Raw genomic sequence first — 5,524 nt, forward strand, 5'->3', positions numbered from 1 at the left:
GGAAGCGGAAAGCGCGCCTCACGCGGTAAGCCCCTCCCGCAGGCGGGAGGGGTTTGGGGAGGGCTTCGCCCCAAACTGCGAAGCAAATGGCACGCGCCCCGTTGCCAACCTGTTCCCACTCCCCCAAATCAACAAAGTGACCGCGCTCCCCCACCCCGCCCTTCATGCCAGCCATAGCGGTGTGTGGATTTCCACCGAGGGACAGACCCGCGCCGTCTCGCGTGGCGAGGCGATCGGGCTGGCGTCCGAGACCCCGGTCATCGTGCTCAACGCGCCGTTGATCGGACAGCGGCTGGGCTATGCCGAATTGTCCGGCCTCGACATCCTCGAACTCTTCGCCTTTCTCCGCCCCGCCCAGTTCGCGGTCCCGACCCCGCATGGCCTCGCCCGTGTTTGCGGGCTGGCGCCACCGGAAAGCGATGCCGAAGTCGCGGCCTTTCTGCTCCGCGCGACCGAGAAACTGCTCGCCATGCCCGATGGAGCCTGGCCGGAACGCGAAGGCGCCTGGACCCCCGCGCAAAGCCTCGCCCGCCTCCGCTGGCCCTGGGCACCGCTGATCGGCCCGCGCCTCACCCGGCCCGAGCGTAACGAGCGGTGGCTGTTCAGCGCGCTGCCCGAATGGGAGGAGGATGCCCCCCGCCCCGCCCCGCGCACCATCGACCTGCCGCCCACCGATGCCGAGGACCGCCTGCGCCATCTGACCGGCGAAGGTGCGGAGGAGCGCCCCGGCCAGCGCGCCTATGCCGCCGCCGTCACCGCCGCCTTCGCACCGCGTGCCGTGCGCGACACGCCCAACATGGTGTTGGCCGAAGCAGGCACCGGCATCGGCAAGACGCTGGGCTATCTCGCCCCGGCCAGCCTGTGGGCCGAGCGTGCGGGCGGGGCGGTGTGGATTTCGACCTATACCAAGGCGCTGCAACGCCAGTTGAGCGGCGAGACGGCACGCATCTTTCCCGATCCCGTGTTGCGTAAGGAACGCGTGGTCACTCGCAAGGGCCGCGAGAATTATCTCTGCCTGCTCAACCTGGAGGATGCGCTGCAGGGCGGGTTCGCCGGGCGCGCGGCGGTCTTGGCGCAGCTGGTCGCGCGCTGGGCAGCCTATAGCAGCGACGGCGATATGGTCGGGGGTGACCTGCCCGGCTGGTTGACCACGCTGTTCCGCCGCAACGGCTCGGCCGCGCTGACCGACCGGCGTGGCGAGTGCGTCTATGCGGGCTGCCCCCATTATCGGAAATGTTTCATCGAGCGGGCCGCCCGCGCGTCGGTACAGGCGGATATCGTCATCGCCAATCACGCGCTGGTCATGGTCAACGCCGCGCGCGGGCGGGAGACGCAGACGCGGCCGACGCGCTACGTCTTCGACGAAGGGCATCATCTGTTTGACGCGGCGGACTCGATGTTCGCCACCGCGCTGACCGGATCCGAGACGATCGAACTGCGCCGCTGGATTCTCGGCCCCGAAGCCGGGTCGCGCGGCCGCCGCCGGGGTTTGGCGGCGCGGCTGTCCGATGTCGCCAGCTATGACGAGGGCGGCAATCGCGCGATCGGCGATGCGGTGCAGGCCGCACACGCGCTGGCGAGCGAAGGCTGGCTGGGGCGACTGGCGGAGGGCCAGCCCTTCGGCCCGATCGAAACACTGTTGGCGGCGGTGCGCGGGCTGGCCTTTGCGCGCGCGGAGCAGCCGGGCGATGCGGGTTATGGGCTGGAGACCGAACTCGCCGACCCCTCCCCCGCGCTGATCGAAGCGGCAGGCCCCGCCGCCCATGCGCTCGACGCGCTGCTGCGGCCGCTGGTGACGCTCGGACAGCGGTTGGAGGCGGTGTTGCAGGAAGCGCCCGACTGGCTCGACGGTCAGGCGCGCGCACGGGTGGAAGGCGCGATCGCCTCGCTCGCCTGGCGCGCGGAGACGGTCGCGGCTTGGCTGTCGCTGCTCGCGCGGATCGGTGGGCCGGTCGATCCCGATTTCGTCGACTGGCTGGCGGTCGATCGGGTCGAGGGGCGTGAATATGATATCGGCCTGCACCGCCACTGGCTGGACCCGACCCGACCTTTCGCGGAGATCGTACTGAAGCCCGCGCACGGCGCCGTCGTCACGTCGGCAACCTTGCGCGCCGGCGGAGACTGGAACGTGGCCGAGGCGCGGACAGGGGCACCCCATCTGGTGCGCGGCCCCGCCCATTTCGTGGCCGAGAGCCCCTTCGATTACCCGGTACGCGCCGAAGTACTGATCGTCACCGATGTGAAGCGCGGCGACATTCCCCAGCTGGCCAATGCCTATGCGCGGCTGATCGCGGCGGCCAAGGGCGGGACGCTGGGGCTGTTCACCGCCATCCGCCGGTTGCGCGGCGTGCATGGCCGGATCGCCGACCGGCTGGCCCGCGATGGCCTGGCGCTCCACGCCCAGCATGTCGATCCGATCGACACCGGGACGCTGGTGGATATCTTCCGCGACGATCCATCCGCCTCGCTGCTCGGCACCGATGCGTTGCGGGATGGGGTCGACGTGCCCGGCTCGTCGCTGCGGCTGGTGGTGATGGAGGGCGTGCCCTGGCCCAAGCCGACCGTACTGCACGCCGCGCGCAAGCTGGCGGGGGGCGGCAGCGCCTATGACGATCGGATCGTGCGCGCGCGGCTGGCACAGGCGTTCGGGCGCCTGATCCGGCGTGCCGATGATCGCGGCGCCTTCGTGCTGCTGTCCGCCGCCATGCCGTCGCGGCTGCTCGACGCCTTTCCGCCGGGGGTGGCGATCAGCCGTGTGACGCTGGACGAAGCGGTCGCGCGGGTCGCGAGCCGGCTTTCCTCCGACGCCGCGATCGGGCATGGAGAGGCCGATACCCTGCCAGCCGCCGCCCCGGAGAGTCCGATCCGATGAAGACGCTGACGCTGCTTCGCCACGCCAAATCCAGTTGGGACGATCCCGTGTCGCGCGACTTCGATCGTCCGCTGAATGCCAAGGGACGACGCGCGGCGGCGATGATCGGGCGGCATTTGAAGTCGCTCGACTTTCAATTCGATCACATCCTCGCCTCCCCCGCCGTGCGGGTGATGGAGACGCTGGACGAGGTGTGGAACGGCTATGGCCGGCGGCTGGAGCCGGTGTGGGACAAGGCGATGTATCTCGCCTCGGGCGCCAGCCTGCTCGATCTGGTCCATGCGTTGCCCGAGAATGCCGATCATGTCCTGATGGTCGGCCATAATCCCGGGCTCGAAGATCTGACGCTTGACCTGACGCTGGACGGGGAACTGCGCGAGCGGGTGGAGGACAAATATCCCACCGCGACCATCGCGCAAATGACCCTGCCGATCGCACGCTGGGCGGAAGCGCAATCCAACAGCGCGACGCTGATCGCCTTCATCCGCCCGCGCGATCTCGACCCCACGCTGGGTCCCGATACTCCCTGACTTATCCACAGCCATTCCGGCGATAGGATCATCGGTCCGAGAAGGCTGAATGGCTCTTCCTGGCCGGAAACCGGGTGTGGATAACTCTGTCAGATAGGGGCCCAATACCCCGCGTTTCCTGTGGATAAGCCTGTGTATGATCGGCAGCACGATGCTGAAAACAGTCATAGGATCAGATGATCGAGCGAAACCCGGCAGGGCCTTTATTCTCTCACGATTTCAGTGCTTTGAATAAAATCACCGCTGTGGATAACATGTTGGCAAAGGGTCGATAATCACCCCTTGCCTTCCAGTTTCGCCTTCAGCCCGGCCAGCGCGCCAAGAGGGCGCGCCTCTTCCTCGCTGATGACACCCGCCTCCTTCAACACCGCCGCCGCATGGGGGCTGCGCGGGAAGGGATCGAGCGCCAGCGCCATCGTCTCCGCCGCCGCTTCGCCGAGGTCGATCGCGCCGCCCTCGATCTCGATCGTGTCGAGCGTATCGCCGGACAGTTCGATCTCCTCATCCGTGCCGTACGCGGCGGGCTCGACGAAGCGCAGCGCGACCGGCTCGTCCACGGTCGCGGGCACGGGTTCGCCAGTGACCGAACAGGGCTGCACCACCGCGCTGCGCACCGTCCCGGTCACCAGGATACCGGCGGCATCGCGGCGTACGACCAGATCGGCCTGAAGCCGGTCGATCGACAACAGTCCGAAGCGCTTGGCCAGCGCCGCGCGCTCGGCCGCGTCCGCTTCGATCGCGACCGGCTTTTCACGCTCGCCGATCGTGTCGATCTTTTCGGGGCGGCTCCATTCGGGGGTCACGGCAATTCTCCACTCATCAATCGGGCCAGCGACATCGCCGCCAGCTGTTCGTGCAACAGGGTCAACACGCGGCGGACGTGACCGACCGCATCGGCGTCACTCGGCGCATCCCCCCGGTACAGGTTTCGCAGCAGCGCGGCATCCAGCATCGCCGGCTCCTCGGCCACCAATGCCTCGCGATAGGCGGTCAGGCGACCACCCAGCATCGCCATCATCCGGCCGATATGCTTGCCGACGACGATGTCGCCAATCCCCAACTCGCGCAACTGCCCGTCCATATCGGTCACGAACCGCTCGGTCAGGCGCGCGGCGGCCTCGGTCCCCTCCGCGCTCGCCTCCAGTCGGATCAGCACCAGCGACAGGATCGCGGCGATCATGTCGAACCGGCCATCGACCGTGTCGGGCACCGCCCCGTCCAGATACCAGTGCGGCTGCCGCGCGCGCAGCACCACCGCATTGTACAGCGGCAGCACCGCATCGCCGTCCCGCCCGAAATAGCGTGCGGTCATCCGCTTCAGCCACGCTCCGGCCATCCGCCCCTCCCTCTTCACGCGGGCATCCACCGCGCTGACGCTTGTATGCGCCTTTCCCTTCGCATATCGAGGGGGCGACGGTCGAGCCGATCGATCGCCTGTTTGCCTACCCGCCTGTGCGGCCGAGTGCGGCCCGGAGATGATGATGAGCGTTTCTTCCACCCGGCTGGCCGTTCTCGGTCTGGGCCTGGCCATGGCCGCCGCCGCCTGCACGCCGCTGCGCTCGCATCAGGGTTATGTCGTCGACACCGACCTGGTCAATTCGATCCAGCCGGGCGTCGACAACCGCCAGTCGGTGCTCCAGACGCTGGGCACGCCGACCATCACGGGTCAGTTCAACGGCGGCGACTGGTATTATGTCGCGCGCGACAGCCGAAACCTGGGCTTCAACCTGCCGCACCCCGCGTCGCAGATCACGCTCCAGATCAGCTTCGACCAGGCGGGCAATGTCAGCGCGATCCGCCGGTCGGGCGTCGATCAGGTCGCCGACATCTCGCCCTATGGCAAGACGACGCCGACGCTGGGCCGTTCGCGCGGCTTCTTCCAGGATCTGTTCGGCAATATCGGCGCGGTCGGCGCACCGGGCGCCGGTGCTGGCGCCCCCGGCACGGGTGGCGGCGGTCGCACCCGGCCGTAAGGGCGGGGTCGCTTTTCCTACAATATTCAGTGGGAATGAACGGCCTCTTGTCGGTTAGGGATTCCCTTGGCCTTCGACTTCGCTCAGGCGGAACGGGGGTTTGTGGTTTCCCCCCTCACGAGGAGGTCAGGTTTTTCCCCTGCCTCCGT

5 protein-coding genes are annotated in these 5,524 nt (G+C 68.2%); 3 read left to right on the forward strand and 2 right to left on the reverse strand.

The window, feature by feature from the left end:
• The first annotated feature begins 136 nt into the window (after positions 1–136).
• Positions 137–2,872, forward strand: a complete 2,736-nt coding sequence (locus ACQKJZ_RS17755; RefSeq protein ID WP_427732843.1) for an ATP-dependent DNA helicase — start codon at positions 137–139, stop codon at positions 2,870–2,872.
• A complete protein-coding gene (locus tag ACQKJZ_RS17760) occupies positions 2,869–3,402 on the forward strand; it encodes a SixA phosphatase family protein (RefSeq protein WP_427732845.1) in 534 nt (177 codons plus the stop codon). The genes ACQKJZ_RS17755 and ACQKJZ_RS17760 overlap by 4 nt, the downstream gene beginning before the upstream one ends.
• Positions 3,403–3,677: 275 nt before the next feature.
• On the opposite strand, the gene ACQKJZ_RS17765 is transcribed toward ACQKJZ_RS17760, so the two are convergent.
• Positions 3,678–4,205, reverse strand: coding sequence for a YceD family protein (locus tag ACQKJZ_RS17765; protein WP_427732847.1), 528 nt, complete (start codon positions 4,203–4,205; stop codon positions 3,678–3,680).
• Positions 4,202–4,738 (reverse strand): ubiquinol-cytochrome C chaperone family protein, encoded by a 537-nt coding sequence (locus ACQKJZ_RS17770; RefSeq protein WP_427732849.1) that lies wholly within the window; start codon positions 4,736–4,738, stop codon positions 4,202–4,204. Before ACQKJZ_RS17770 ends, ACQKJZ_RS17765 begins: the two co-directional genes overlap by 4 nt.
• Positions 4,739–4,883: 145 nt before the next feature.
• Here ACQKJZ_RS17770 and ACQKJZ_RS17775 point away from each other — a divergent pair, with 145 nt between their 5' ends.
• A complete protein-coding gene (locus ACQKJZ_RS17775; protein ID WP_427732851.1) occupies positions 4,884–5,375 on the forward strand; it encodes an outer membrane protein assembly factor BamE in 492 nt (163 codons plus the stop codon).
• Positions 5,376–5,524: the final 149 nt, after the last annotated feature.

The sequence above is a fragment of the Sphingomonas sp. NPDC019816 genome (genome assembly GCF_050274375.1).
Classification (GTDB): domain Bacteria; phylum Pseudomonadota; class Alphaproteobacteria; order Sphingomonadales; family Sphingomonadaceae; genus Sphingomonas.

What these genes read in the sequence shown, in the direction of transcription:
- ACQKJZ_RS17760 (WP_427732845.1), top strand. Translation starts at nt 2,869, where the DNA reads ATGAAGACGCTGACGCTGCTTCGCCACGCCAAATCCAGTTGGGACGAT.
- ACQKJZ_RS17770 (WP_427732849.1), bottom strand. Translation starts at nt 4,738, where the DNA reads ATGGCCGGAGCGTGGCTGAAGCGGATGACCGCACGCTATTTCGGGCGG.
- ACQKJZ_RS17775 (WP_427732851.1), top strand. Translation starts at nt 4,884, where the DNA reads ATGAGCGTTTCTTCCACCCGGCTGGCCGTTCTCGGTCTGGGCCTGGCC.